The sequence below is a fragment of the Gemmatimonadaceae bacterium genome (assembly GCA_016720905.1).
Taxonomy (GTDB): domain Bacteria; phylum Gemmatimonadota; class Gemmatimonadetes; order Gemmatimonadales; family Gemmatimonadaceae; genus Gemmatimonas.
In genome coordinates, this window is the sequence record JADKJT010000005.1 from 90,230 (window position 1) to 114,507 (window position 24,278).

Annotated in this window: 22 protein-coding genes; 11 read left to right on the forward strand and 11 right to left on the reverse strand. The window is 64.7% G+C overall.

Annotated elements, in window-relative coordinates:
* Positions 1-31: 31 nt before the first annotated feature.
* Positions 32-544 carry a hypothetical protein gene (locus tag IPP90_06500; GenBank protein MBL0170374.1) on the forward strand — a complete coding sequence of 171 codons (513 nt, stop codon included), beginning with the start codon at positions 32-34 and terminating at the stop codon, positions 542-544.
* A gap of 145 nt (positions 545-689) precedes the next feature.
* Here IPP90_06500 and IPP90_06505 read toward each other — a convergent pair whose 3' ends face one another.
* Together IPP90_06505 and IPP90_06510 are read right to left on the reverse strand one after the other, a co-directional pair.
* Complete coding sequence (locus IPP90_06505) at positions 690-1,169, reverse strand: DUF3592 domain-containing protein (GenBank protein MBL0170375.1); 480 nt, start codon at positions 1,167-1,169, stop codon at positions 690-692.
* Positions 1,169-2,263: a hypothetical protein gene (locus IPP90_06510; protein ID MBL0170376.1), complete on the reverse strand. Its 1,095-nt coding sequence runs from the start codon at positions 2,261-2,263 to the stop codon at positions 1,169-1,171. Before IPP90_06510 ends, IPP90_06505 begins: the two co-directional genes overlap by 1 nt.
* A 139-nt stretch (positions 2,264-2,402) precedes the next feature.
* Between IPP90_06510 and IPP90_06515 the strand changes: the two genes are divergently transcribed.
* The gene (locus tag IPP90_06515; GenBank protein MBL0170377.1) at positions 2,403-2,831 is read left to right on the forward strand and encodes a cupin domain-containing protein; all 429 of its coding nucleotides are present in this window, start codon (positions 2,403-2,405) and stop codon (positions 2,829-2,831) included.
* Positions 2,832-2,865: 34 nt separating this feature from the next.
* Here the strand turns inward: IPP90_06515 and IPP90_06520 are convergent, their stop codons facing one another.
* Together IPP90_06520 and IPP90_06525 are read right to left on the reverse strand one after the other, a co-directional pair.
* Positions 2,866-3,189, reverse strand: a complete 324-nt coding sequence (locus IPP90_06520) for a hypothetical protein (protein ID MBL0170378.1) — start codon at positions 3,187-3,189, stop codon at positions 2,866-2,868.
* A gap of 34 nt (positions 3,190-3,223) precedes the next feature.
* Positions 3,224-4,426, reverse strand: a complete 1,203-nt coding sequence (locus tag IPP90_06525; GenBank protein MBL0170379.1) for an alpha/beta hydrolase — start codon at positions 4,424-4,426, stop codon at positions 3,224-3,226.
* 136 nt (positions 4,427-4,562) lie between these two features.
* On the opposite strand from IPP90_06525, the gene IPP90_06530 reads away from it, so the two are divergent.
* The gene (locus tag IPP90_06530) at positions 4,563-5,480 is read left to right on the forward strand and encodes a nuclear transport factor 2 family protein (protein MBL0170380.1); all 918 of its coding nucleotides are present in this window, start codon (positions 4,563-4,565) and stop codon (positions 5,478-5,480) included.
* Between the two features lie 144 nt (positions 5,481-5,624).
* Here IPP90_06530 and IPP90_06535 read toward each other — a convergent pair whose 3' ends face one another.
* Positions 5,625-6,404 carry a carboxypeptidase regulatory-like domain-containing protein gene (locus tag IPP90_06535; GenBank protein MBL0170381.1) on the reverse strand — a complete coding sequence of 260 codons (780 nt, stop codon included), beginning with the start codon at positions 6,402-6,404 and terminating at the stop codon, positions 5,625-5,627.
* A gap of 215 nt (positions 6,405-6,619) precedes the next feature.
* Here IPP90_06535 and IPP90_06540 point away from each other — a divergent pair, with 215 nt between their 5' ends.
* Genes IPP90_06540 through IPP90_06550 form a run of 3 tightly spaced genes read left to right on the forward strand, consistent with a single transcriptional unit; the run spans position 6,620 to position 11,754 of the window.
* A complete protein-coding gene (locus IPP90_06540; GenBank protein MBL0170382.1) occupies positions 6,620-7,759 on the forward strand; it encodes a ketoacyl-ACP synthase III in 1,140 nt (379 codons plus the stop codon).
* A gap of 40 nt (positions 7,760-7,799) precedes the next feature.
* Complete coding sequence (locus IPP90_06545; GenBank protein ID MBL0170383.1) at positions 7,800-10,226, forward strand: zinc-dependent metalloprotease; 2,427 nt, start codon at positions 7,800-7,802, stop codon at positions 10,224-10,226.
* A 10-nt stretch (positions 10,227-10,236) separates the two neighbouring features.
* Complete coding sequence (locus IPP90_06550; protein MBL0170384.1) at positions 10,237-11,754, forward strand: hypothetical protein; 1,518 nt, start codon at positions 10,237-10,239, stop codon at positions 11,752-11,754.
* Between the two features lie 55 nt (positions 11,755-11,809).
* Here the strand turns inward: IPP90_06550 and IPP90_06555 are convergent, their stop codons facing one another.
* The 3 genes from IPP90_06555 to IPP90_06565 all read right to left on the reverse strand — a co-directional run bounded on the left by IPP90_06555 (position 11,810) and on the right by IPP90_06565 (position 13,320).
* Positions 11,810-12,370 carry a hypothetical protein gene (locus IPP90_06555; GenBank protein ID MBL0170385.1) on the reverse strand — a complete coding sequence of 187 codons (561 nt, stop codon included), beginning with the start codon at positions 12,368-12,370 and terminating at the stop codon, positions 11,810-11,812.
* 20 nt (positions 12,371-12,390) lie between these two features.
* Positions 12,391-12,981, reverse strand: coding sequence for a hypothetical protein (locus tag IPP90_06560; protein ID MBL0170386.1), 591 nt, complete (start codon positions 12,979-12,981; stop codon positions 12,391-12,393).
* Positions 12,982-13,143: 162 nt separating this feature from the next.
* Positions 13,144-13,320 (reverse strand): hypothetical protein, encoded by a 177-nt coding sequence (locus IPP90_06565; GenBank protein ID MBL0170387.1) that lies wholly within the window; start codon positions 13,318-13,320, stop codon positions 13,144-13,146.
* Positions 13,321-13,535: 215 nt separating this feature from the next.
* Here IPP90_06565 and IPP90_06570 point away from each other — a divergent pair, with 215 nt between their 5' ends.
* Positions 13,536-14,633 carry a zinc-binding dehydrogenase gene (locus IPP90_06570; protein ID MBL0170388.1) on the forward strand — a complete coding sequence of 366 codons (1,098 nt, stop codon included), beginning with the start codon at positions 13,536-13,538 and terminating at the stop codon, positions 14,631-14,633.
* Positions 14,634-14,651: 18 nt separating this feature from the next.
* Here IPP90_06570 and IPP90_06575 read toward each other — a convergent pair whose 3' ends face one another.
* Positions 14,652-15,167, reverse strand: a complete 516-nt coding sequence (locus IPP90_06575; protein ID MBL0170389.1) for a DUF4334 domain-containing protein — start codon at positions 15,165-15,167, stop codon at positions 14,652-14,654.
* Positions 15,167-16,810: an alkaline phosphatase family protein gene (locus IPP90_06580; GenBank protein MBL0170390.1), complete on the reverse strand. Its 1,644-nt coding sequence runs from the start codon at positions 16,808-16,810 to the stop codon at positions 15,167-15,169. Before IPP90_06580 ends, IPP90_06575 begins: the two co-directional genes overlap by 1 nt.
* Before the next feature lie 176 nt (positions 16,811-16,986).
* On the opposite strand from IPP90_06580, the gene IPP90_06585 reads away from it, so the two are divergent.
* Genes IPP90_06585 through IPP90_06595 form a run of 3 tightly spaced genes read left to right on the forward strand, consistent with a single transcriptional unit; the run spans position 16,987 to position 19,759 of the window.
* Positions 16,987-18,000 (forward strand): DUF4956 domain-containing protein, encoded by a 1,014-nt coding sequence (locus IPP90_06585; GenBank protein ID MBL0170391.1) that lies wholly within the window; start codon positions 16,987-16,989, stop codon positions 17,998-18,000.
* Entirely contained in the window at positions 18,000-19,151 is a 1,152-nt protein-coding gene (locus IPP90_06590; GenBank protein ID MBL0170392.1) for a hypothetical protein, read from the forward strand. The genes IPP90_06585 and IPP90_06590 overlap by 1 nt, the downstream gene beginning before the upstream one ends.
* A complete protein-coding gene (locus IPP90_06595) occupies positions 19,148-19,759 on the forward strand; it encodes a DUF1707 and DUF2154 domain-containing protein (protein ID MBL0170393.1) in 612 nt (203 codons plus the stop codon). Before IPP90_06590 ends, IPP90_06595 begins: the two co-directional genes overlap by 4 nt.
* A 52-nt stretch (positions 19,760-19,811) precedes the next feature.
* On the opposite strand, the gene IPP90_06600 is transcribed toward IPP90_06595, so the two are convergent.
* The gene (locus IPP90_06600; protein ID MBL0170394.1) at positions 19,812-20,864 is read right to left on the reverse strand and encodes an NAD(P)-dependent alcohol dehydrogenase; all 1,053 of its coding nucleotides are present in this window, start codon (positions 20,862-20,864) and stop codon (positions 19,812-19,814) included.
* Between the two features lie 86 nt (positions 20,865-20,950).
* Here IPP90_06600 and IPP90_06605 point away from each other — a divergent pair, with 86 nt between their 5' ends.
* The gene (locus IPP90_06605) at positions 20,951-24,208 is read left to right on the forward strand and encodes a hypothetical protein (GenBank protein MBL0170395.1); all 3,258 of its coding nucleotides are present in this window, start codon (positions 20,951-20,953) and stop codon (positions 24,206-24,208) included.
* The last annotated feature ends 70 nt before the right edge of the window (positions 24,209-24,278 follow it).

Below are 24,278 nucleotides of genomic sequence, written 5' to 3' on the forward strand. Positions count from 1 at the left end.
GATGCCGGCGAATCTCTTCTCTTCACTGTCCATGCCATTCCGCACGCTGTTCACCTCCACCGCACTGGCGGTGCTCATGGCCGCTGGCACACCACCCGCCCAGCCCACTGCGGCGCCGTGGTATCGGCGCAGCCGGTCGATGGAACTCACCGGCGGCAATCCACGCGACTCGGTGGTGCTCACGGCCACGGGCAAGCGTCCCGACAGTCTGGCCATCGCCATGACCTTCTACGTGGCCGGCGCGGTGGCGCATCGTCAGCGCTGGACCAGTGAGGACGAACTCTACGACGTGGACTCGCTGCGCGCGTCGCCGACCAAGCTTGCCGCATTCATGCGGAGTCGTCTGGATAGCGTCCTCACATCGGTCAAACGGGAGCCGATCAACGGCGAACTGGTGGCGAACATGGGCGATGAAGCGGTGTTGCGAAAAATCGTCCCTCGGCCCACGCGGCAGATCATGTTTTCGTTTGCCTTTGAGACGTCGGTGTTCCTGGTGTGGGATCCGGCGCGTCGTCGGTTGGTGGTGTTTATGGAGTGCTGCTGAGGGCGCCGCTTAGCCAGACCGCCCAAACACACACAGCGAACCGCAGAAGGCGCCGGGGACGCAGGGAATTGAATGTGTTCCCGCGCGACCACTGCGCCCTCTGCGGTTCACTTGCGTTTTGGAACGTGCAATACGAACCACCGTGTCAGATGTACTTGCCCACAAACCAAGCCAACGGCGGCAACAGCAATCCCAGGATGATGAACACGATAGGCCCACTGCCCGCTTCCTCGACCAGGAACGCCTGCTCAGGGTGCGACGGATCGACAAACGCGCGCACCCTGGCATTCATCGGAAATGGTGCCAACACCTCGGCGGCGGCAGACATGGACGCATAGCCGCGGCCAATGATCGTAGGATACAACCGGTCGCTCTCGTACTCCTGTCCCGATACGAGATACCGGAACCGCACGTTCGGCGTATGCGTCGTGTTGTTATTGCTGCTGCCCACGCGCGTGTCGGTATCCTTTGTGGTATTGACGTCCACCTGCGAGTGCACGATCGTCGCGTCCACCCGCTCGGCGTTGGTCAGGTTCCGGCGCTGTTGCACAAATTGGGAGATGCCCACGTACAGCATCATCAACCCAAGGCCGCCAAAGATGACGAACGTGACAATGCGCGCCATCAGTCCTTCTCCGGTGTGCCAGGCGTGACCAGGGTGCCGGCGCGCCAGCGTCGCTGGACCTCTGGCACTCCATCGAGAAACCACTTGAGCGAGGTCAGCCGTCGATCGTCGGATTCTTCTTCCACGCGCACGGTGGCCACGTAGTAGAAGTAGACAAACCCGCGATCCTGCTGCTGCGCGGTCAGTGCGGCGCCAATGCCGGGGAGCGGGAGATAGTCGTTCTCAAGGTTCGAGAATCGCCAGTCTCCGTCGTCCACCTCACGCCAGCCGATGGATCCCGCCATTGGCGGGCTGGTTGCATCGCCGGCGCGCGCCGGACGCGGACGATTGACGACCGACCCGTTGGCGGCCGCGCGCACACGGCCCAATGGCACGAGCAGCTGGTAACGCGGCTCGGGATCGGACATCCACTCCAGATAGACCGCGTTGCGCAGCACGGGTTTCCCGGGCTCCACCGTTGGGTATCCCTCGCGTCGCAGCATGGCCTTGGCGGTGGCCACTTTGCCAGCGCGACCCTCCGCATCCTTGCGCGGCGCGTCCCGCATTTCGGCAAACGCTGCAACGGGATCACGGACAATGCGGAATGACGCAGCAATGCGCGCGATCTGCGCGGTGCCCGTCGCCAGATCCACTTCCTTCTTCACCGCGTGCCAGGCGAGTTGCAGCCGCCGCATCTTGTCTGTGTACACATACTCATACGCCGCCACCCTATCCACACCCAGTCCGTACAGTCCCTCGGTAATGCGCAGCGTGCCCGACCCCAGCGTGGTGGACTGCACCACTTTTCGCTGTTCGTACAGGAGGTTCAGTTGGCGAGGCGTTTCGCTGTACTCCGCATCGGTGGCATCGGGAGCCATGACCGACACGAGCAGCAACTGCTTGTACCGCGTGATACTGCCCATTGAGGCCCAGAAGTACGTCGATGCAAAGCCGAACGTGCGTCGCCCCATCTGAACATCAGTGTTCAGCTTGTCCTTGATGTTGGCGGGCAATTCAATGACGGCAATATCGTCCAACGGTCTGCTGGTCCGCCGTGGTTGGAGTGTGAAGGCCATTGCGAGCACGCCAAGGGTGAGAGACAGGCGGATGTTCATCGTCCGATCGGGGTGAACATGGAGTCGGATGGCTGTGAAAGGGGCGTCCGCAGAACATACGGTCAGGTGCCTAATGGCGTACAGTCGCCAACTGGCCGTTCGAGGCGCATGTTCCAGACAACCTCTGCCACCACCGACCATGTCTACGCTCCGGCTCCCGCTTGCTATCAGCGGCCTCGCGATAGGTGCGATGCTGCTCTACCGCACCGTCACCACCGTCTTTGCCCAGCAGCCCCCGGCGCGGAACGGACTGGCCTTTGACCAGACGTTGCCCGAGATGGACGGCAAGAAGCTGGTCATGAAAGTGGTGGACATTCACGTGCCACCCGGCGCGAAATCGACACCGCACACACACGGCTGCGCGGTGGTGGTGTACGTGGTCTCCGGCGCTATGCGCATGCAGGTGCGCGGCGGTCCCGACAGTGTGTATCGCGCGGGCGGCACGTTCTACGAACGACCCACCGACGTGCATCAACTGTCGGATAACGCGAGTGCCACCGACTCGGCGCACTTCACGGCCACGTTCGTGTGCGACCATGTCGGCCCGCTGTCGTCGCCGGTGCCGTAACGAGAACGCGGCGGCCTCAAATAGCGCGCCGTATCTACACCCTTTCGGGTTTCTCGACGCGCTGCGCCCGCTCCCACGCATCGCGCTCATTGGCGGACAGAAGCCCGGGCGGCTGTATGGAACTGTCGACGGCCACATCTGTCTTGTCGGGCTCATTCCGTCTGGCGTGTCGCGTGATGATCGCGCCGGCGGCCAGCAGCGCCAACGATGCGACGAAGGTGAGCTTGTAGGCGGCCAGGTCCAGCAACGCCGCCGGCAGTCGCGACGGCTCGAATCCCATCAGGAGGCCCATGCTTGCCGCTCCGCCGACGAAGAGGCCGAGGGCGAGAAAGGCGGTACCAAGTGCTCGAAGTCGCATGTGTTTCCCCGGTAGTTGAGACCGAATGTACTCGCTACTTCGCTGTGGCCCACGCCAGAAACCGCTCGCTGACATAGCGCGCCAATTGCCCACTCGGACCGTACGGCACCGCATCGAAGGCGTGTTCGGCCCACGGAATTTCGACATGGACCACCGTGGTCCCGTCGGCGCGCAATCGGCCGGCCAACAACGCCCCGAATCGCGGCTCAACTATGTGGTCGCGGCCCCCATAGATGAGCAGCGTTGGCGGCAGACGCCGAGTAGCTAGCGAAATCGGCGACGCGGCGTGGTAGCGATCGATCATCGCACTGGGCGGCCCGCCGAGAAACTTCTCCTCGATGTCGCGCACTGCCAGCGGATCCGGCACGGGGGGTTGGCGATAGCCTTCAACGAGATCGACCGGGCCGTAGTAGTCGATCACACCGCGGATGCGCGGCGCATCGGTGGCATAGGCGGCCATCATGGCCAGATGCGCGCCCGCGGACCGTCCGATCAGCACCATGCGTGAGGTATCAGCACTCCAGGCGTCGGCGTTGCGACCAATCCAGGCCAACGCGTTGCGCACGTCGTCTACCTGCGCCGGGAATCGGAACTGCGGGGCATGACGGTAGTCGATGGCAAACACGACGTATCCCTGCGCTGCGATGTATTCGGCGAACTCGGCGTTGTTGCCCGGCACTCCATGCTGCCACGCGCCCCCATAGATCTGCACCAGCACGGGGAAGGGGCCTTTGGCACTCGGGCGATAGATGTCCACGGTGAGCGTATCGTCGGCCACCACGGCGACACGCAACCCGTGCGAAACGCGAATGGGGGCCGCGAGTGTTTGAGGAGCCCGGAACAGGTCGCGTACCACCAGAGGGTTCGGCCGCCATATGCCACCATGTGACGCGGCGAGCTTGTCCATCTGCTCGCCACCGAGCGCCATTCGCAGGGCATGGTCCGCGGCGTTTGCGACTTCCCGGAAGCGCACGAACGGGATCGCCGACAGGCCGACGGCGACCACCGCAAGGCCGAACGCAACGCGCGACAGCCAACGCCGACGGAGGTCGACTGCGGCCACGCTCATCGAGAGAACACCCAGCACAATGAACCAGGCACTCACCTCCGGCGCACCCACGCCCAGCGGCAGCAACGTCTCGTTGGGGGCCGGTATGACAATCCACGTCGCGAGAAACGCCGCCGGAATGGCGAAGAGCAGCGCGAGCCAGGGGCGAACGGATTGACGAAGTGGCATTGTTCAAGAATTGCCGCGGGAACCGAAAGCCGCCAGCAGGACCCCAGATCGCCCCACGATCACGTCCGGACGCTTTGCCGACACGCTTCGTCCCCCGGGGCGGGCGACGCCACGACAATACCATTCGATTGACCGCATGAATCCCCTGATCCTCTGCTTCGCACTGGCGTGTCCATCGGCCGTGCTGCCCCCCGTGCTACCGGTTGGGGGGCGTACCGATACGCCCGCACAGGTCGCGCAATCGCTGCTTGACGCGGATCGCGCGTTTGCCGCCGCCGGTGCCCGCACGGATATGCTGAGCGCGCTGTCAGCGATGTTTTCCGACGGTGTGATCATGCCATCGCCGCAAGGCGGCTTGGCGATTGGCAAGTCCGCGGTGCTCGCGGCCCTTCGCGCCACGCCGGATGCCACCACGGCGCGCGCGATCTGGACGCCGATACGTGTCGGCATCAGTGCCGACGGCGAACATGGATTCACCTTCGGCTACATGACGCTGCGCAAGCCGGACAGCACGCGAGTGCCGCTCAAGTACATGGCGTATTGGGTACGTGAAGCTGGCGTGTGGCATGTGCTGGCCTACAAGCGCGGACGGTCCGCCGGTCCGGCCCCTGAGGCAGCGCTCATGGCGCCCGCGTTGCCGACGGCCCTGGTCGCGGTTCGGCGCGACGCGAAGTTGGGTGAATCGCTGCGACACGAATTGATGCATCGCGAGGATGCATTCTCACAGGACGCACAGCGCATCGGGTTGGGGAATGCATTTGTCGCGTTCGGCTCCAGCGATGCGGTCAACATGGGCGGGGCGGCGTCGGCCACGTATGTGGTGGGTGCGACAGCGATCGCCACGCTGGTGGCCGGCGGCGACATGAAAGCGAGCCCGGTGACGTGGGGCGCCGATACGGCGTTTGTGGCGTCCAGCGGCGACCTGGGCATCACCTTTGGCGTGATCCGACCGAAGAACCCGCCCGCGGGGAGTGATCCCGGTGCGGGGTCGCCGTTCTTCACGATTTGGCGACGGGCGGACAGCCGGAGTCCGTGGCGGTACGTGGCGGAGTGAGGTAGCGAGGGCGCACCACATTCTCGCGAGCGATCCAACAACGGCATTCACCGCCAAGGTCGCGAAGTACGCTAAGTAGGGCACATCATTTCTGTACCTCGCGCGCTTCGCGTCCTTTGCGGTCCAATGCCCGTCCAATCGCCATCACCGATCCCGCGTCCAGATCGCGATCACCCCGCACCAGTTGTCCGTGCGTAGCCCCGCAAACTGCACCGGGAGTCGCGCCGCGCCATAGAAAATCTCCACGCCGTACACGTCGCTCGGCACGACGGCGTCGATGTTGGACAGCGCTGGCAGGACGACGCCGTCGAGCATCACGCGCAGTACGCAGTCCACCATGCCCATCGCCCCGGCCGCGCGCGTGAACTTCGCGCCACGCGTCGACACCGCGAGGATATACCCCAGTGAATCGGCAATGCGAATGCCCGCCTTTCCACGCAGCATCTGCGACAAGGCAATCGGACGGCGATGCGCGATCTCGTCGAGCGTAATGATGCTGCTGGCGTCGCCGCGCAATCGTCGCATTTCGAAGTCATCCAGGCGCGCCGCCAGTGGCTGGTCGGCCACCACGCGCACCTCGTCCAGATAGGCGCGGGCCTGATCGAGATGCACGGTGAGGGCATTCTCGCCACCGCCAAGTCGGAGTTCGACGGTGGCTGGCGCAAATCCGATGCGACGCACCGTCGCCTTGAAGAGCCCCGATGGCAGTCCCTCAAAACGCACCGCGCCGTTGTCGTCGGTGCGCGAGGCCACGGCGCGTCCCTGTCCCGCTAATCGCACATCCGCGGCAGGGACTGGCCGCAGCGAGTCAGCCACCACCCGCAAGCGCAAGGCCGCCCGGTTCTCGGCCGACGCCTGCGCACCGGCCACCGACGCCATCGCGACCGTTGTTACAAGGGCCAAGGCGAGACCGCGACGGATCATCTTCAAAACCAATGGAGTGGTGGACCGGGTCGCAAGACGGATGAACATCAAACCGCAGGGGGCGCGGGGGGCGCGGGGGAAAGCGTTTGAACAATCAAATGCTTTCCCCCGCGCCCCCCGCGCCCCCTGCGGTTCAATCCGTACTGCGTCCCCCCTCGTCAACCGCCCTCCGGTTGGCGATACTTGGCGCGCGGTTCTCTCTTAACCTTCCCGCCATGACCTACGCAGCCATCACCGGTTGGGGCGCCTGTATGCCCCCGGCGGTCCTGAGCAACGACGACCTCTCCACGTTCCTGGAGACGTCGGACGAATGGATCACGTCGCGCACCGGCATGAAGGAGCGCCGTGTGTCGCACGTGAGCGCCATCGACCTCTCCACCGTCGCCTCGGCCCGCGCCCTCGCCTGCGCCGGTCTCGATGCTGCCGATGTGGATCTCATCATTTACGGCGGCGTGAGCAATGACGAACTCGTGCCGAACAGCGCGTCCGGCGTGCAGATCGCGCTTGGCGCCAAGCACGCGGCGGCCATCGACCTGAACACCGCCTGCACCAGCTTCTGCTACGGACTGGCCACGGCCACGGCCATGATCCGCACGGGCATGGTGCGCAACGCCATCGTCATTGGCGTGGAACTCATCAGCCGCTACATGGACTGGAGCAACCGCAATGTCGCGGTGTTGTTCGGGGACGGTGCCGCCGCGGTGGTGCTGCAGGCCAGTGACCACGAAGAAGGGATGATTGGCAGCGTGTTGGGGTGCGACGCCGAAGCGCGGCAGAGTCTGCGCGTGCGCGGGTTTGGCTGCACGTATTCCGGTCGCGAGGTGACCTTCGGCGATACGCTGTGGGACTTTGACGGCCAGGTGATCTTCAAGCGCGCCGTGCATGCCATGGCTGACGCCTCGAAGCGCGTCATGGAGCAATGCCACGTGACGGCCGACCAGATCGACTTGGTGGTGCCGCATCAGGCGAATCTGCGCATCATCGAATCGGTGGCCAAGTACGCGGGCGTGCCGATGGACAAGGTGATGGTGACTGTCCAGAAGTACGGTAACATGAGTGCCGCCACGGTCCCCGTCGCGCTGGTGGAAGCGCTCGAAGCGGGCCGCATCAAACCAGGTGGATTGGTGATGATGCCGGCGTTTGGCGGTGGTCTCACGTACTGCTCGCTGCTGGTGCGATGGGGACAGCGTGTGACGCCTCTGGGTACCTCGGATCGGGAGTTGCCACCGAACACGCAGACTGCGCTGGAAATGGTGAACGAGATTCGCAAACATCAGGACCCGCACGGACGATCGCGGGTGGGGCTGATGGCGCCGGCGTTCGTGGAAACGATGCTGGCAACGGTGTCGGGTTGATTCCTTCAAACTTCAAGTACTTCCCTTTTCGAGACGCTCCATGCCTTTGAATCGCCCGCGACACTCGTTCGTCACCGTGCGCCCGTTGCTGGCCCGCGTCGCGTTTGCCACTGCGGTCGCCGCGTCCACGGCCTTGGCGCAACCGGCCGCGGCGCCGTTCCTGCGCGTCCGCGTGGACGAGGCGCGCAACCGTGCGATGCTGGATATCCCGGTCGGGCAACTCGACAAGGACTTCCTGCACCAGGTCACGCTGGCCACCGGATTCCCGGCCGGCGGTCTCGATCGTGCGCAGTCCGGCCAGAGCGTGGTGGTGCGACTCGAGAAGCGTGGCAATCGCATTTTGATGGTGCGCGACAACTGGAGTGTGCGCGCGCCGGCCGGCGACGCGGCCAACCAGCGGGCGGCCGCCGAGGCATTTCCGCGGTCGGTGGTGGCGTCGTTCGTGGCGGACAGCGCTCGCGACGGCGTGTACACGGTGGATGCGAGTTCGCTGTTCCTTTCGGACGCCTACGGTGTGACCGAGTCGTTGCGTGGTTCGCAAGCGGGCGCATATCGGGTTGACGTGAGCCGAAGCTGGCTGGACACCGCGCGCACGAAGTCGTTCGCGCGCAACGCCGAAGTGCATGCGGTGCTCACCTTTGTGAGCGATGCGCCCGGTGGATCGGTGCGCCGCGCCGCCCCCGATGCCAAGGCGATGACGTTTGAGGAACACCATTCGTTCGTCGTGTTACCGGAGCCCCAAGGCTATCGGCCGCGCGACTACGATCCACGCTACGGTTTTGGCGGCACGCAATTCGCCGATCTGTCCAAGGGGTTTGACGGCGACTATCGCGGAGGCTTCATCAACCGGTGGCGGTTGATTCCGCGTGACCCCGCGGCATACGCCCGCGGCGAGTTGGTGGAACCGGTCACGCCTATCACGTACTACCTCGATCCCGGCATCCCCGCGCCGTATCGCGAAGCGCTGCGCGAGGGCGGCAACTGGTGGGCCAAGGTGTTCGAGGCGGCCGGTTTCCGAAATGCATTCCACGTGCTGGACTTGCCCGCTGGCGCCGATCCCATGGATGCGCGCTACAACATGCTGATGTGGATTCATCGCAACGGACCGGGACCGTCGGTAGGCCCCAGCTACAGCGATCCCCGCACCGGTGAAATTGTGCGTGCGGTGGTGCGCATGGACGCATGGCGCTCGCTGATTGATTACAACATCTGGGCGGGTACGGTGCCGGCCTTCGGGGCGGCGGGTCCAAACGTCGACGCGGAGACGTTCGCGCTGATGCGCCGCCGACAGCACGCGGCGCACGAGATCGGGCACACCATTGGCTTGCAGCACAACTACATCGCGTCGTCGCAGGGACGGGCGTCGGTGATGGACTATCCGTTCCCGCTCATCACCGCCAACGCGGACGGTGCGCTGGACCTGCGCGACGCCTGGCGCAAGGGACCCGGCGCGTGGGACTCGCTGACCATTCGCCTGGGCTACACGTGGTATCCCACGGCGGCCGCCGAGAAGGCGGGATTGGCCACCATCATGAAGGATGGTCTGGCGCGCAACGTGCGATTCATCAACGACACGTATGCCGGTTCCAACGGGTCCATTCCGCAAGTCACGCGCTGGGATGAAGGCACCACGATGTTCGATGCCGTCACGCGTTCGTCGCAGGTGCGACGCATCCTGATTGACAAGTTCGACGAGCGGGCCATCCAGCCGGGCGAGCCGATGGCGATGCTCAACATGCGCTTCACGCATGTCTACCTGCATCACCGGTATTCGCTGGAAGCGCTGTGCAAGTATGTGGGTGGAATGGACTTCACGTTCACGCTGCGCGGCGACGGACAAGTACCCACGCGGGTGCTGCCCGCGGCCGATCAGCGCAAGGCGTTGAATATGGCGCTGGATGCGCTCAAGCCGTCGGAACTCACGGTACCGGAACGCGTGATTGCGATGATCCCGCCGCCGCCGCCGGGGTTCAATACCGACATGACGTGGATTGACGGCAGTGGCGGAACCGCCTTCGATCAGGTGACGCTGGCCGGCGGCCTGGCCAACGAAGTCGTCGGCTATCTGCTGGATCGGGAGCGCGCCGCACGCCTGGTGCTGTTTCAGGCGCGCGATGCGAACGCGTTGGGACTCGACGAAGTGCTGGGGACGATCGTGCGTCGCACGTGGGGAGCTGCGACACCCGCGTCGTCGGCGGAACGCGCGGTGCTGCGCGCGTCGCAGCGGGCGGCGCTCGATGTGATGCTCGACCTGGCGGGTGACAAGCGTGCCATGCCCGATGTGCGTGCGCAGGCCACCCTGCATGTGCGTGCGCTCGATCAGCGGTTGGCGGCAGCGCCCGGTGCCGATGCGGCCGCGCGTGCACATGTGGCGGCGGCACGTCGTGACATCGCGCGATTCGTCGCGGGCGAGGATACCCCGGAATCGCGTCCGCGCTACCCGGTTATCACGCTTCCGTGGCCATGAGGTAGTGGTCATGCAACGGCCGATTCGGCATCTCGTGCCGGCGTGGTTGCTGGCGGGCGCGCTGGCGCTGAGTCCCTGTGCCGTCTTGGCACAGGGGAGCGCGCCACAGATCGAACGGCCGATTGCCTTTGACGCCGCGGGTCATGTGACGGTGGTGACACCCACATTGGCGGCGCGTTGGAAACTTTCGGCGCCGGAGTGGCCGCTGGGTGTCGATTGGAAGGACGCGCGACTGTATGCAACCGACGGCGGAGCGGCCGTGCTGGTCGCGCAACGTGTGGACGGCACGGTGGCGCGCTATGCGTACGTGGCGGGTGATTTGGCGGCATTGCGCCGGGTGATTGATGCGGCGGTGCTGGCGCAGGGCTCGGCGGGCGCTGGCACGCGCGGCAGCACCGGATTCGAGTTGTCAGAACCGGCCGGGAATGTGTTTGTGCGCAATCAGACGGTATTGGGGCTCTTTGCCTATGGACCGGCCACCGCCGCGATTCTCAGTGACAACGGTGCGGCAGCCGGTGGCGGGTACCTGCTGGCCGCCGGCACGTCGTTTTTCGTGGCGGCGCGCATGGTGCGCAACCGATCGGTGTCGCGGGCCCAGACCATTCTGGCCTTTCACGGTGGTACACGGGGCAGCCTCGCGGGCGCGGCCATTGCCGCCATTGCCCGAGCCGACGGTGGTGCCGGCTATGGCGCGCCGATTCTTGCCGGAGCGCTCGGCGGCACCATCGCCGGATTTCACGGCGCGAAGGGCATGAGCGACGGGGAGGCCGCCTCGTCGGGATTTGGTGCCGACCTGAGCGCGGCCACGACAATCGGATTGGTCGGCGCGCTCGGTGCGTTTGACGAAGACACATCGTACCACGGCGACGGGCCACCGCCGCGTGCCCGACCGGCGCTTGGTGCCGCGATTGCAGCGGGAGTTGCGGGCTATTGGGTGGGACCCCGCTACGCGCGACGGTCCGCATACAATGTCACGGCGGGCGACATCGACATGGTGTTCACCAGTGCCGCACTGGGGGCGTTGGCGACGAATGCCGTGTTCTCCAACAGCACGGCTCGGCGCACAGGATTTGCCGTGAGCACCGCCGGTATGCTGGCCGGCGCGGCGATTGCCGATCGACTCATGGTACGTCGGGCCGATCGCACCTCGGCCGACGGAACACTGGCGCAGTTGGGTGCGGTGGCCGGCATGCTGATGGGTGGGGGCGTGGCCATCATGGCCGACGTCAATCGCCAACCGGGTGTCGCTCTTGTTGCCGCAGGCGGCGCGCTGGGATTGGTGGCAGCAGACCGTATCCTGGCGCCGTCGCCCGATGCGGGTCCCAAGCGCGGCGTCCTGCCCAGCGAAAGCTCCAGTGGATTGTACGGTGGATCGTCCGCGTCCTCGCGTGTCTCCCTGTCCATCATCCCCGCGGCCACCTCGATCGCTTTGGGGATGAGTGGAACGCGAACGGCTCGCCCCACCCGGCAGTCGCTGATGGCGCGCCCGACGATCACCAATGTCCCGGTGATGCGCATCGCATTCTGATCGGTTCGGACGTCGACCACAGCCTCCCAACGAGGGAGCAAACGGTCGCCGTCGACTACATGGCGATCGCTCGGTCAGCCCGTTTCTTGACGGCGTCAATGAACCGACGCGCGTCCTCTTCCTTGAACACCGCATTCCGGTTCGAGTCGCTGTTCAGCTTCACCTTGGCGTCGCTGTTCTTGAGGTCGAATCGAATGTGTCCGCTTTCGTAGCGCAGATTCTGCACGTCGGTGGCCGGCACGCGCACCATGAAACCCATGGCGCCGGTCACGACTTTGGAGACCGACTTTGCGATGAGTCCGCCAATGCCGCTCTGATCGCCGCTGCTGTCGATGTCCTTGGTGATTTCCGCGCCCACCGAGTTGCGCAGGCTGTCGGAGAGGTGCATCCGAACCGTGTCGCCAATGAGTGACAACACCAGGACGCCATCGGTGCTCACGATCCGCACGTCATTCGGCCCCAATTGCGGATTGCGTTCCGCTTCGTTGCCAAACTCGACCTTCAGGGTTCCAGTGCTGTCGACCGGTGGTGCCTTGTCCTTGATCGTGCATCCAGGAAGCAGCGATATGGCGACGAGGGTGAGGAGCACACGAGACTGGCGCAACAGCGGGTGCATGACAGTCGGGGTTGGAGTGATCAGAACGCGAGTCCGAAGGAGACCGGAATGAACTGTGCCTTGGAGTATCCGAAGGTGCCGGCGTTGTAGGACGCCGTGCCGAGTCGCGCTTCCACGAATCCTTCCGCGCGACCGAGATGGAAACGAAAACCGGCGCCGGCGTTCATGGTCAACTGCGTTTCGTTTTCGCTGGACGCGTCGAGGTTGAGCACGCCGACCCCGCCCAGGATGTACAGTCCCGCCGCCAACGGCACTTCGATATTGCCGATGGCGCCCAGGAACTGTGTGGTTTGCGTGGAGTCGGAGCCCGTGTAACCGATGGGTCGTAACAACGTGTTCACTGGCGGCAGTTTCTGTTTCAGCCGTGTGAGCGAAAGTTCGGGACGCACGGTGACGGGCAATCCGGCAAATGTGAGCAGCAGTGATGCATCGGCGTGCAATCCCGTGTCGTGGAAGTCCTTGAGGTCGCCTTGTGGCAAGGTCATCCCGCCGCTGACCACGACGCGAATGGGCTTCGTCGAACCGGACCGCTGCGCGAGGAGGGCAGGGGAGATTGTCAGCGTTGCGATCAACAGGGTCGCGAACGTGACCAAGGGCGTGAGACGGCGCATAAGTCGTCCTGGGAAGGAGGGGACTGCTCCACGACGATGCGACATCCCGGGCAATTGGGCAAGGTGAAATGTGGCGTCGCGAACTTCGTCCGCGCGGCCTCGGGCCCTCGGCCAGGCCTCCAAACAAAAAACGCCCGCCAAGTCAGGCGGGCGGACCGTGCATCAACGGCTGAACGACGCGGGCGACGAACTGGCCGACGGCGCCGAGGGGGGGCGGCCCCCGTCATGCGCCAGTGCCTCTCGCACCATCAAGACGGTGATGGCGGCAAGCATCATGGGAATGGTGGCGAGCACCACCATCGAAAATGGCGCGCGCGTCGGTCGGCGTGGTGCGTGCACAGCGGCCCCTCCGCTCGGGTGGTCGGATCTGCGTGTACGGACTTCACACAATATGATCACGGACCGGCAAGGAAAGTTGCAAATTCGGTACAGGAATGTGTCCGAGCGCACATTCGTTACTACAGTCGAGGTCGGCTTGTGACTGAGTACTCAGTACTCAGTACTCAGCTCAGTACTCTTGTGCTCATCCCCCTACAGTCCTTACGGACAGGCTCATGACCCAAGTCGTACACGCAGCCGTCATGACGGCCCCGCATCAGCCCATCGAATTGCGCGAACTGCCATGGCCGACGTTGACGCCCGGCAGCGCGATGCTGCGCACCAAGTTCTCGGAAGTGTGCGGCACCGACGTGCACCTGCATCACGGTCGGTTGTCCGGCGTGCCGTATCCCATCGTGCCCGGACACGTGTCGGTGGGTCACCTGGCGGAAATCCGCGGCACGATGACCGATATCGAAGGCGTCGCCTTTCGCGAAGGTGATCTGGTCACGTTCCTCGATGTGCACGAAACCTGCGGGTCGTGCTATGAGTGTCTGGTGACGAAGCAGACCACGCGATGTCCGCATCGCAAGGTGTATGGGATCACCTATGGCATCGCCGATGGGCCGCTGGGCGGATGGGCCGATCATATCTGGATGAAGCCCGGCGTCAAGCTGTTGCGACTCCCGCCGTCGGTCGACCCGGCGCAGTTCATCGCGGGCGGTTGCGGGCTGGTGACGGCGATGCATGCGGTGGAGCGCGGTGGTGTGCGACTGGGTTCGTCGGTGGCGGTGCTGGGGGCCGGACCCGTGGGACAGGCTGCTATTGCGCTGTCGGCACTCTCAGGCGCGCAGTCGGTGATTGCGATTGGCGCACCGGCCGCCCGACTGGCATTCGCCACGCGCATGGGGGCCACAGCCACGGTTGGGTTGGATGTGCCGCACGCCGATCGGGTTGTCGCCGTGCGAGCCGCCAACGACGGGCGCGGGGTGGACATCGTCATCGAGGCGTCGGGAGATCCCTCGGCGGTGGGACAGGCGCTTGATCTCGTGCGCGACGGCGGTGTGGTGGTCGTGGCCGGACAGTACACGGACGCTGGACCGGTCACCATCAATCCCCACACGCAACTCAATCGCAAGCACGCCGAGGTGCGTGGTTGCTGGGGGTGTGACTACTCGCACTTTCATAGAGCGGTGCAGTTGCTGGCCCATCAGGGCGGGCAGTTGCCATGGCTTGATGCGCTGTCTCAGCGCTTCACGTTGGAACAGGCCAACGAGGCCTTGGCGGCCGTGGCGGAGCGCACGGTGGTCAAGGCGTTGATCGTGCCCGGGTAAGAGGGGCGCTGACGCCCTTCACACGGCGCGTCGCAACACGAAGAAGAAGGGCCGCGCCGCGCCACGCTGATCCATCAGTCCGAGCAGCGTCGATGCATCCACGCGTCGAAACACGTCGTGAATCGGCAGGTGATCGTAGATCATGGTGGCGGTCATCACGCCGCGATATTCCATGAGTCTCAGGCGCGCCGCCGCCTTGGTGGTGCGCAGGCAGGGCAGCGCCAGCGTGAAGAGCGCGCGCGCTGCGGCGGACTGCGCCAATGCGCGATATCGCACGAGTCCCAGTGGCATCAGTCGTGGTGACACGGCAAACGGGGGGCGATTGCCCGAGGCAAACAGCAGTGGATCGACGTGATCGACGTCATGAAAATCCTTGCCGAACCATCCGTAGTGCTCAAGTAATCCGTCCATCGGATGACCGGTTGGCACGCCGCCGCCCCGCCACCGACCGATCATGGCGTCCAGCGACACCGGCGCGCCCGCATCGAAACACGCGAGCGCGTCCTCCGTGCTCGCGATTGATTCAAGCGTCATCAGGGTGAGGCGGGGCGTTCGCGCAGCGCCTTGCGAAGCGGGACCCCATCGAGCGGCTCCATCGGCTTCACCCCGGCAATCGCGGCAAGGGTCGGCGCGATATCGACGGTGCGCACGAAACCGGGATACGTGCCGTTCTGCACGCCAAAACCGGAGAAAATGAGCGGTACGTGCGAGTCGTAGTCGTACGGCGAACCGTGGGAGGCCACGTTGCCGCCCCACGTGCTCATTGGCGTGAGGGTGATAAGCATCTCGATGTTGACCGTCGACGGAAACTGGTGCGTCCAGCGCCGCGCGATGACGTCGTTGGCGGAATCCGCCAACAGGTCGCGGAACCGGTCAACGCGAGCCACGCCGATTTCCCTGCGGGCCGCCGTGGCGAAAAATGCCAGCAGCGAGTCGGGGTCCAAGGCCTTCTTGCGAAAGGCCGCGCGCTCCAGCTGGACGATGTTCTGTTCCTGAATGAACGCGAGGGTATCGATGCCGGCCGCGCGCAGCTTAGCGCGCACCACTGTCCGCAACGATTCCAACGAGGCGCGAACCGGCATCGGCGTGACGGTCTTCGCCGCCAGCTCCGGAATGCGCCCCATGCCGTGATCGGACGTGAGGATGACGGTCACGGTGGACGAGTCGCGGATGGCGTACAGGGAATCCAGGAACCGCCCAATCACGCGATCGACGCGCAGTACCTGATCGTGGATCTCGCGCGAATCCGGGCCATACCGATGTCCCACCAAATCCGTCGTCGATAGCGAGATCGTGAGCAGATCGGTGCGCGCCGTCGCGCCCAGCTCCAGGCTGCGCACCCCGGCCAGGGCAAACGTCGCGACGACATCGTCCATGTAGGGCGAGGCACGAATGAGATTCACCGCATCGAACGGGTCCTCCGGCATCAGATGCGGAAACAGGAACTGCTTGCCCGCGCCCTCCACGTCGACACTGTCCGGCTCATGATACGCGCTATCGGGCAGCAGCAGCGTCCAGTGCTTGCCCGCATACGTGGCCGGGACCTGACGGTCGTTGAACGCCTTGACCCAATCGGGCAGCGCCTTGCGATAGTAGGTGCTGGTCACGAACCGACCATCCGGCGAATACCAGTACACGTCGCTGGGCGCCTTGCCGTTGGGCAGGATGGCCGCGCGATCCTTCATGGACACGGAGAGGGTGCGCGTCTTGCTGTCGGCCGCGCGCATCCAATCCGCCAGGGTGGTTCCGAGGAATCGTTTCGGAGATGCTCCGGATCCATATCCGTTTGCCAGGAGCGGCGCGGACTCGTCCTCGACGCCGATGCTGTTCATCATGATGCCGGTTGACCGCGGAAAGCGGCCGGACAGCATCGTCGCGTGCCCTGGTGCCGTTTCCGTAATCGCATGATCGTGGTGCGCGTCCGTGAACCAGGCGCCACCACGCATGAGACGGGCCAGCCCGCCGTTCATTTGCGGCCCGAAGCGCTGCAGATAGTCGGCGCGGAACTGATCGATGGCGATGAGGACGATCAGCGAGGGGCGTGTGGCGGCCTGCGCGGAAGGCGCCGATGTGATGACGTTCGCGTACGCTGCCGACGCCGAGCACTGGACGCCACCAGCGGCCGCCATGGCCAAAACCGCCGACAGACCGGCGAAACGCAGGGTTGGACGAGTCATGAAGCGAAATTGGGGGACGGGTCAGTCGGCAGCAAGCGCCGCCCCGATGGTACCCCGATTCGGACGCCACGTGCGACGCCGGCTGATATGGCGGTATCCGCGAGTCGGCACGATACTTGTCGGGCCCGGTGCGGACGCCGCAGTGCGGGACCCTGGACTCATTCCGGAGATGGTGCGTGTCTGACTCGTCGTTCCAGAGCAATGCTGCCACGCGGTTGATCGTGCGGGCCATCGTGTACTACGTGGTCCTGGTTGGTGGTGTGGCGGCATTGTGGAAGTGGGTGCCGCGCAACAACGCGGCGATTCCCGCGTCGCTGGAAGCGTTGATGGGGAACGCTGAAGCCGTCACGGCAAAGGGGATGCCGGTGGTGCAGCTGGATGAGGGCAGCCTGGCGATCAGCGTGGGGGTGGCGATCCTGGCCGCGGTGTTGCTGTCGCTGCCGGTGGCCTGGGTCTACCAACTCACGCGGGCCAAGCGCGGCTATCAGCAGTCCATCGTGCAATTGCTGGTGGTGCTTCCGTCAATTGTGGCGGGCATCGTGCTGCTGGTGAAATACAGCGTGGCCCTGGCGTTCAGTCTGGCCGGCATCGTGGCGGCGGTCCGCTTTCGCAATACGCTCGATGACAGCAAGGACGCGGTGTACGTGTTTCTGGCAACGGCGATAGGCCTGGCATCCGCCGTGAACCTGCCAGTCGCGACGGTGATGTCGATCGGGTTCAACATGGTCTCGTTGGCGTTGTGGTTCACCGATTTCGGCAGCGCACCGGTGGAGCTGGACGGCCGGATCGCGGAGAAGCGACTCAAGCGCGCCAAGCAACTGGCGCGCACCGGCACGTTCGTGGCGCGCATCGACGACGAAGTGTTCCGCAACATGTCGCGCGAGCAACTGGAAGGGGTGGCCGAACGCGCGTGGAAACGGGCGAACGCCACCAATGAGGAGCCGGCGGCCATGCCGGAGGAGCTGCGACTTCGTATCACGACCGCTGATCAGGGCAACATGCGTCGCGCGGTCGAGGTGCGGCTGCAGGAATACACGAAGCAGTGGCGCGTGGGCGTCATCGAGCAGACCGACGGCATCACCGTCGTGGAGTATCACGTGCAGTTGCGGAAGAAGACCACCCCGGAGGAGTTGCTGACGCTTGTGCGCACCGCCGGTTCGACCTTTGTCACCAACGTGGAGTTGTCCTGATGCGCCGTCTTCCGGGTGTCTTCGTGCGATTCGTGGCGGGGGTTTCCGTCGTCGCGGCATTCATGGCACCGCCGACCGCCGGGGCGCAGGATGCGCCGCCGAAAATGAAGCTGTCCAAGGCCGACACGGCGAAGAAGAAACCCAAGGCGGCCACGGACACGACGCCCAAGGTGGAGAAGCTGCCCGACTCGCCGCTGTTCAGGAGTCAATCGCTGATGGAGGTCACCTTCACGGTGAACATCAAGGCGATCAGGAAGGACAAGGGTGACAAGGCACCGTGGCACGCCGCAACGCTCAGCTACGCCGACACCAGTTCGCAGTCCGGCAAGCGAACCGTGCCGGTGCGCGCCCGCACGCGCGGCATCTGGCGCCTGAAAAATTGCGACTTCCCGCCGGTGCGATTCAACTTCGTCAACAAGGAAGCCAAGGGGAGCGTCTTCCACGACCTCGATGAGCCGAAGCTGGTGGGCTACTGCAAGGGGATGTCCAACTACGAACAGTACATCCTGCAGGAGTTCCAGCTGTATCGCATCTATCGGCTGCTCACCCCCATCAGCCATCAGGTGCGATTGCTGCGCATGACCTATGTCGACAGCGCCACGTCCAAAGTGGAGGCCACGAAGTACGCCTTCATCGTGGAAGATCCGGCGCACGTGGCGGCGGCGGCTGGTGGCAAGATCATGAAGGTGCTGGGCGCCACATCGGAAGATCTGGACGGCGATCAGGCCACACTGGCCTATCTGTTCCAGTACATGATTGGCAATACCGACTTCTCCTTCGGCGGCTTGCACAACGCGGAACTGGTGGCGCTTCCCACCGGCACCAACGTGCCGATCGCGTACGACTTCGACTTTGCCGGGGCGATCGACGCCTCGTATGCCACTCCGGATACGTCGCTCCGCATCACGCGGGTGCGCGATCGACAGTATCGCGGGTTCTGCCAGCAGAATCCGCTGGTGCCCAAAGTGCTGCAACTGTTTCGCGACAAGAAGGCGGCCATCTACGCGCTGTATAGCGATCAGATCGGGGCGCTGATGGCGCCCAAGACGGTGAAGGAAACGTTGGAGTATTTCGACGCATTCTACGCCACCATCGCTGATCAGAAGGAAATTGAAAGGCGCATTCTCCGCGACTGTCGCAACCCACGGTGAACGAACAGCGGGATGCGGTGGCGCAACGCCTGTCGGAGCAGTTCGCGGCCGATCGGCTGAGTCTTGAAGAGCTCGAACGGCGATTGGACCTGGTGTATCAGGCGCAGTCGCCCGCCGAGTTGTCGGCACTGACGGCCGATCTGCCGGCACCCGTGGCGATGGCGTCGCCCGTGGTGCGCGGTTCGCATGGCGCAATGACGCGGAGCATTCGCACCGTGCTGGGCAATGTCGAGCGCAGCGGAGCGATGGAACTACCTCCGCTGCTGGAGGTGCGTGCCGTACTCGGCAACATCGAGCTCGATCTGCGCGAAGCGTCGTTCGGCCCCTTCACCGAAATCGCGATTCGCTCGGTGCTGGGCAACGTGGAGATCACCTTGCCGGCGGGCGTGCGGATCGAGAATGACGGCGACGGATTTCTGGGATCGTTCGAATGCCATGTGGCGCCGGGTGCCATGCCGATGGTCGGGACTGCACCCGTCGTGCGTCTCACTGGTCGGGTCGTCCTGGGCAATGTCGAAGTCCACGCCATGCCGGGGCTTGAGCCGCCGGGCGTGCATCGGGCACTGGGGCGGGGGGGCAAAGACGGGAGAATGAAGACGGGAGAATGAAGACGGCGCGTCGGCGTCTCCCGTCTGCATTCTCCCGTCTCCCGTCTGCCGTTCAACCCAGCGTCGCCATGTCAATCACAAACCGATACCGCACATCGCTGCGCAGCATCCGCTCGTAGGCCTCGTTGATCTGATCCGCCCGGATCAGCTCGATATCCGAGGCGATGCCATGCTCGGCGCAGAAATCCAGCATCTCCTGCGTTTCCGCGAGGCCGCCGATGCTGGAGCCGGCGATGGAGCGCCTCTTGGCAACGAGCAGCCCGGCCCGCATGGCCGGATTGGGTTCAGGCGACAGTCCGACGATCACCAACGCGCCATCCAGGCGTAACAGGCGCAGTTCGGCTTCCAGGTCGTGTGACGTCCCAACCGTATCGATGATCAGGTCGAGCGAACTACGAATTGCCTTCATGGCGACGCGGTCGGTGGACACCACGACCTCGTGCGCACCGAGTCGAGCGGCATCGGTCGCCTTGGCCGGTGTGGTGGTGAGCGCTACGACATGCGCACCCATGGCCCGGGCAATCTTCACGGCCATGTGGCCGAGGCCGCCAATTCCCACTACGCCGACCCGTTTACCCGGGCCCGCCTTCCAGTGGCGAAGCGGCGAGTAGGTGGTAATACCGGCGCAAAGTAGTGGCGCTGCCGCTGCGAGGTCCATTCCCGTGGGAATTCGCAGCACAAAGCGTTCGTCGACGACAATCGAACTGGAGTAACCGCCTTGCGTTGGTTTACCGGTTTCCTTTTCGACGCCGTCGTAGGTGCCCGTGTTGCCGTTCTCGCAGTACTGCTCCAGACCCGCGCTGCAAGTTCCACACTGCTGACAACTGTCCACCAGGCAGCCCACGCCAACCAGATCGCCAGCCTTGTAGCGGGTGACGTCGGCGCCGGTGGCCACGACACGGCCCACGATCTCGTGTCCGGGCACCAGCGGGTACGCCACCGGCCCCCACTCGCCGCGAACGGTATGGAGATCGGAATGACAGATCCCGCAGAACAGGATCTCGATCTGGACGTCGCGGGCGCCCGGGGCGCGCCGGTCGAAAGTCCACGGAGCGAGCGGCGCCGTGGCGCTGGGGGCGGCATAGCCGATGGCAGAGATAGTCATAGGTTAAACGTCGCGGGGGGGCCATCCGTTTGACAGTCAGGACCTCCTCTGTTCCTTCCACGCCCTGATCCATGCACCCCTCCCGAATGACCTCGCGTGCCCGATGGCTCACGTTGGCACTGGCTGTTACTGCCGTGTCGACCGTGGCCGAGGCGCAGACGCTCGACTCCGCGACCGTGGCCGGCATGCGCTGGCGCAACGTCGGTCCTGCCAACTTCATGGGACGCCTGTCCGATGTGGTGGGTATCCCCAGTCCTTCCAAGACCCTGTTCGTCGCCGCGGCGGCGGGTGGCATTTGGAAGACCACCAACAACGGCTTCACCTGGCGTCCCGTGTTCGACGACAAGCGGGTGATCTCGATGGGCATGCTGGCCATCGCGCCGTCGGACACGCAGCAGGTGTGGGCCGGCACCGGCGAGCCCAACTCGCGTAACTCCATCGAGCCGGGCGGCGGCATCTACAAGTCCACCGATGGCGGCATCACGTGGACGCTCAAGGGGCTGGAGAAGACCGAGCACATCGGCCGCATTGTGGTGCACCCCACCAATCCGAACATCGTGTTCGTGGCGGCGTTGGGCGCGGCGTGGCGCAGCAATCCTGAGCGTGGCTTGTATCGCACGACCGATGGCGGCACCACGTGGCAGCTGGTGAAGTCGGTGAGCGACAAGGCCGGGTTCATTGACGTGGCCATCAACCAGAAGGATCCGAACATTCTGTTCGCGGCCAGCTGGGAGCGGTTGCGCACGCCGTATTCGCTCAAGAGCGGCGGTCCCGGCTCGGCGCTGTTCAAGAGCACCGACGGCGGTACGACGTGGAACGAAGTGAAGGGCGGCGGGTGGCCGGATGGTGTGAAGGGTCGCATTGGCCTCGACATCAATCGCAGCAATCCCAACGTCATTTACGCGATGCTCGAAGGCACCGCGGCCGACGTGAAGGGCAACTACGAGATGCCGGGCCGCGCGCCGCGCGACAACGGACTCTGGCGCTCCACCGATGGCGGCGGGACGTGGACCAAGATGAACAGCATCAACGTCCGCCCCTTTTACTACTCGCAAGTGCGCAGCGATCCGAAGAATGCCGATCGCGTGTACTTCTCGAGCACGCAGTTGCAGGTGTCGGACGATGGCGGCAAGACGCCACGCGACGCGGCGCAGAATGTGCACGTGGACACGCACGGGCTGTGGATCGATCCCAACGATTCGGAACGCTGGGTGATTGCCAACGACGGCGGCATCGCGTTCACGTACGACAAGGGCGGCAACTTCAACCAGATGCAGAACCTGCCGCTGGGGCAGTTCTACGAAGTCGCCTTCGACATGGCGGTGCCGTACAACATCTGCTCGGGGGCGCAGGACAACGGCACCTGGTGCGGACCCAGCAAGCGTCGCGCGGGACAGACGACGCTGGGCTACTGGTACACGATTGCCGGCGGTGACGGCTTCTACGCGGCGATGGATCCGACCGATCCGAACATCGTCTACGGCGAGTCGCAGGGCGGCAACGCGTCGCGCCTCAACCTGAAGACGGGCGAGCGGATGCAGTTTACGAAGCCCAGCTGGCAGGCAACGTACAAGCGGTGGGAAGATTCGATTGCCGTGCTGCAGGGCGATCCGCTGGTGCCGGTGTCCAAGCCCACCGCGACGGCCATCGCCTCGCTGCGCGCGAAGCAGAAGCAGGATTCCATTGATCTCTCGCTGCGCTTCAACTGGAATTCGCCGTTCTTCATCTCGCCGCACAATCCGGCGGTGATCTACTTTGGTGGCAACCGTGTGCTCAAGTCGGTCAAGCGCGGTGAGGATTTCAATCTCATTTCGCCCGACCTATCCAAGAAGCTGGAAGCGAAGATCGACACCTCGTTGCGACTCACCGGTGGCATCACGGCTGATGCGACGGGTGCCGAGACGTACGGCACGGTGGTGGCGATGGAAGAAAGCCCGGTCAAGCCGGGGCTCATCTTTGCCGGCACCGACGATGGCAACGTGTGGAAGTCGGTGAACGACGGCGCGACGTGGGAGAATCTGTCAGCCAAGTTCGCGTCGTTCCTGCCGAACAACGGTGAAGTCGTGGTGGCGCGCATCGAGGCGTCGAAGTTCGACACGGCCACCTTCTACGTGGCGTTCGACAATCATCGCTGGGGCGACTTCAAGCCGTATCTGTTTGTCACCAACGACGGCGGCAAGTCGTTCAAGTCGCTGGTGAACAACCTGCCCACGGGTGGCTCCGGTGATTTCCTGCACGTCATCCGTGAAGATCCGAACAATCGCAATCTGCTGTTCGTGGGATCGTCGCTGGGCGTGTATGCGTCGATCGATCGCGGCACCAGCTGGACCAAGTTCACGACGAATTTTCCCAGTGTGCCGGTGTATGACCTGCAGATTCATCCACGCGATCACGAGCTGATTGCGGCGACACATGGCCGCAGTTTGTGGATTGTGGACATCACGCCGCTGGAGCAGATGACGAGTACGGTCGTCGCAAAGTCGGTGCACCTGTTCGAGCCCAAAACGGCCTTCCAGTGGGGCGAAGCGCCCACGCTGGGCGCGTCGGGCAACGGCAATGCGCAGGCGTTCTTCGCCACGCCGAATCCGGCCTACGGCGCGAGTCTTTCGTACCGCGTGACAGGTACCGGCGGACCGACGGCGCGCATCAGCGTGGTGGATGCGCAGGGCGACACGTTGCAGTCGTTGACAGGTCCCGGTACCCCGGGGCTGCACACGGTGACGTGGAGCTACGGCATCACCCCCAGGCCGCAGCCACGCGCGCCGCTGTCGGCCAGTGAAAAGCGAGACTCCATTCTGCGCGCGGTGCGTGGTCCGGTGGTCCTCGATTCGCTCACCAAGGCCAAGTACGACTCGGCGGCGCTGGTGCAGGCGAAGGCGCTGCTCAATCAGAGCGGTCCTCCGGCCGGTGGTTTCCCTGGCGCTGGTGGCGGTGGCGGCGGACGCGGCGCTGGCGCGGCGTGTGAGCGTCCGCTCACCCAGTGGGAGCCGTTCTGCGCGCGTCCCGCTGAAGCGGCCCCGGGTGGCGGTCGCGGTGCGGGCGGTGGTGGTGGTGGACGTGGCGGCGGTGCGCCGTCGGCCGCCGTGCTCAAGATCTTCCAACTGATCGGCATTGCCGCGCCGGGTGGCGGTGGCGGACGCGGGGGCGGTGGTGGCTTTGGCGGTGGCGGCGGACGCAATGCGTCCACCGGCGACTACATGGTCATCCTGCAGGTGGGTGGCACGGTGGTGAAGCAAAAACTGCACGTCGAGAACGTCGGCGCGGGGGAGGCCGGTTCGCCGTTTGGACCGGCGTCCGGCGACGAGGATGCACGTGGTGCCCGTTCGCGGGCTCGCATTCGATAGTAATTCGGCACAAACAGCGCGCTGAACCGTAGAGCGGGGGGTGGGCAACGAGAGTTGCTCACCCCCTCTT

Coding starts and splice junctions, on each gene's coding strand:
- IPP90_06500 (MBL0170374.1), top strand. CDS start 32: ATGCCATTCCGCACGCTGTTCACCTCCACCGCACTGGCGGTGCTCATG.
- IPP90_06505 (MBL0170375.1), bottom strand. CDS start 1,169: ATGGCGCGCATTGTCACGTTCGTCATCTTTGGCGGCCTTGGGTTGATG.
- IPP90_06510 (MBL0170376.1), bottom strand. CDS start 2,263: ATGAACATCCGCCTGTCTCTCACCCTTGGCGTGCTCGCAATGGCCTTC.
- IPP90_06515 (MBL0170377.1), top strand. CDS start 2,403: ATGTCTACGCTCCGGCTCCCGCTTGCTATCAGCGGCCTCGCGATAGGT.
- IPP90_06520 (MBL0170378.1), bottom strand. CDS start 3,189: ATGCGACTTCGAGCACTTGGTACCGCCTTTCTCGCCCTCGGCCTCTTC.
- IPP90_06525 (MBL0170379.1), bottom strand. CDS start 4,426: ATGCCACTTCGTCAATCCGTTCGCCCCTGGCTCGCGCTGCTCTTCGCC.
- IPP90_06530 (MBL0170380.1), top strand. CDS start 4,563: ATGAATCCCCTGATCCTCTGCTTCGCACTGGCGTGTCCATCGGCCGTG.
- IPP90_06535 (MBL0170381.1), bottom strand. CDS start 6,404: ATGATCCGTCGCGGTCTCGCCTTGGCCCTTGTAACAACGGTCGCGATG.
- IPP90_06540 (MBL0170382.1), top strand. CDS start 6,620: ATGACCTACGCAGCCATCACCGGTTGGGGCGCCTGTATGCCCCCGGCG.
- IPP90_06545 (MBL0170383.1), top strand. CDS start 7,800: ATGCCTTTGAATCGCCCGCGACACTCGTTCGTCACCGTGCGCCCGTTG.
- IPP90_06550 (MBL0170384.1), top strand. CDS start 10,237: ATGCAACGGCCGATTCGGCATCTCGTGCCGGCGTGGTTGCTGGCGGGC.
- IPP90_06555 (MBL0170385.1), bottom strand. CDS start 12,370: ATGCACCCGCTGTTGCGCCAGTCTCGTGTGCTCCTCACCCTCGTCGCC.
- IPP90_06560 (MBL0170386.1), bottom strand. CDS start 12,981: ATGCGCCGTCTCACGCCCTTGGTCACGTTCGCGACCCTGTTGATCGCA.
- IPP90_06570 (MBL0170388.1), top strand. CDS start 13,536: ATGACCCAAGTCGTACACGCAGCCGTCATGACGGCCCCGCATCAGCCC.
- IPP90_06575 (MBL0170389.1), bottom strand. CDS start 15,167: ATGACGCTTGAATCAATCGCGAGCACGGAGGACGCGCTCGCGTGTTTC.
- IPP90_06580 (MBL0170390.1), bottom strand. CDS start 16,810: ATGACTCGTCCAACCCTGCGTTTCGCCGGTCTGTCGGCGGTTTTGGCC.
- IPP90_06590 (MBL0170392.1), top strand. CDS start 18,000: ATGCGCCGTCTTCCGGGTGTCTTCGTGCGATTCGTGGCGGGGGTTTCC.
- IPP90_06600 (MBL0170394.1), bottom strand. CDS start 20,864: ATGACTATCTCTGCCATCGGCTATGCCGCCCCCAGCGCCACGGCGCCG.
- IPP90_06605 (MBL0170395.1), top strand. CDS start 20,951: ATGACCTCGCGTGCCCGATGGCTCACGTTGGCACTGGCTGTTACTGCC.